Consider the following 1,370-nt stretch of genomic DNA (forward strand, 5'->3'; position numbering starts at 1 on the left):
CGGCGAACGCCTCGGGCAGGAGGTCGTCGAGGGTCTCGCCGTTGGCGTACCGCTCGCGCAGCTCCTTGGTCTCGTCGTGGAGTTCCTCGTCGGTGAGGCTCGAGAAGTCGTCCTCGAGGTCGTTGATGGCCGAGGCGTACGCCTTCAGCCGACGGAGGGTTCGTCCTTCGCCGATGCGGAGGACCTTCTCCAGCACGTTTGCCACGTGAACTCCTTACGAGGTCGTCGCGCGCGACCTGCACGCCCGATCGACCAGTCATGCTAGCAACCCGCGAACGCACGGCGCTGTGAGCGGCGCGGCTGCCCGCGGACACGGGTGTGCGCGGCCCGCGAACGGACCGCGCACACGGTGCGGGACCGGTGGTCCCGAGTGGGATCAGGCGATCGCGGCTGCGCGCTCCGCGTCGGCGTCCGCGTCGACCGCGGCCGGCGCCTGGCCGGCCGGCACCTCGTCGATGCCGATCACGCCGTAGTCCCAGCCCTTGCGTCGGTACACGACACTCGGACGGCGGGTCTCGGCGTCGAGGAACAGGTAGAAGTCGTGCCCGACGAGCTCCATGTAGTACAGGGCGTCGTCGACCGTCATCGGGGCGGCCTCGAAGACCTTGTGCCGGATGACGACCGGGCTGTAGACCTCGTTCTCGTCCTCGGCGGTCTCCTGGTCGACGACCGGGACGGCACCGGTCGCGACGTCCTCGATGAGCTTGCCGTCGGCCGGGACGACACCCATGCCGTCGAAGCCGCTGCCGGCGGCCTCGGCGACCGAGGTGGGGCGGTGCCGGCCGTGGTGCACCTTGCGGCGGTCACGCGCCCGACGGAGGCGTTCCATGATCCGCGCGAAGGCGAGGTCGAAGGCGGCGTACTTGTCCGACGCCGCGGACTCGGCCCGTACGAGCGGCCCCGGTCCGATCAGCGTGAGCTCCACGCGGTCCTCGCCCTGGCTGCCGCTCGACTTCTCGTGGTGGCGGCTGATGCGCACCTCGAAGGCGAGGGCGCGGTCGGCGAGCACGTCGATCTTCTCGGACTTCTGTTCGACGTAGGTGCGGAAACGGTCGGTGACCCCGACGTTCCGGCCCGTGATCGTCACGTCCATGTGGCGGCTCCCATCCAGTGTCGGCGCGTCGCCTCCGTCCGGCGACCCGAACGCCTTGTCGCGAGGCTAGACCCGGCGCACCCTCGGCGTCACGGGGAGGCGGCGAGTCCGTCGGACACTCACCGGACACACAGCGGCCACCGGGTGTTCACCGAGCGTCAGTCGTCGACGCTCGCCACGGCGACGCAGCGCACCACCCGCCCGCCCGCAGCGCGCACGGCACGGACGCCCTCGGCCATCGTCACTCCCGTGGTGACGACGTCGTCGACGAGCACGA

General features: G+C 70.9%; 2 protein-coding genes. Both read right to left on the reverse strand.

All coding sequences use genetic code 11. The features are described 5' to 3' along the window. Positions 1-205 (reverse strand): hypothetical protein (locus BIU89_RS13605; RefSeq protein ID WP_139179204.1); only part of this gene is annotated, 205 nt, incomplete at its 3' end. A gap of 171 nt (positions 206-376) precedes the next feature. Further along, positions 377-1,093, reverse strand: coding sequence for a ribosome hibernation-promoting factor, HPF/YfiA family (hpf, locus tag BIU89_RS13610; protein ID WP_027466507.1), 717 nt, complete (start codon positions 1,091-1,093; stop codon positions 377-379). Positions 1,094-1,370 lie beyond the last annotated feature (277 nt).

Source organism: Curtobacterium sp. MCBA15_005 (assembly GCF_001864855.1).
In the GTDB taxonomy this organism is placed as follows: domain Bacteria; phylum Actinomycetota; class Actinomycetes; order Actinomycetales; family Microbacteriaceae; genus Curtobacterium; species Curtobacterium flaccumfaciens.

Excerpts from the sequence above, each read along its gene's own strand:
- hpf (WP_027466507.1), bottom strand. The coding sequence starts at position 1,093 with ATGGACGTGACGATCACGGGCCGGAACGTCGGGGTCACCGACCGTTTC.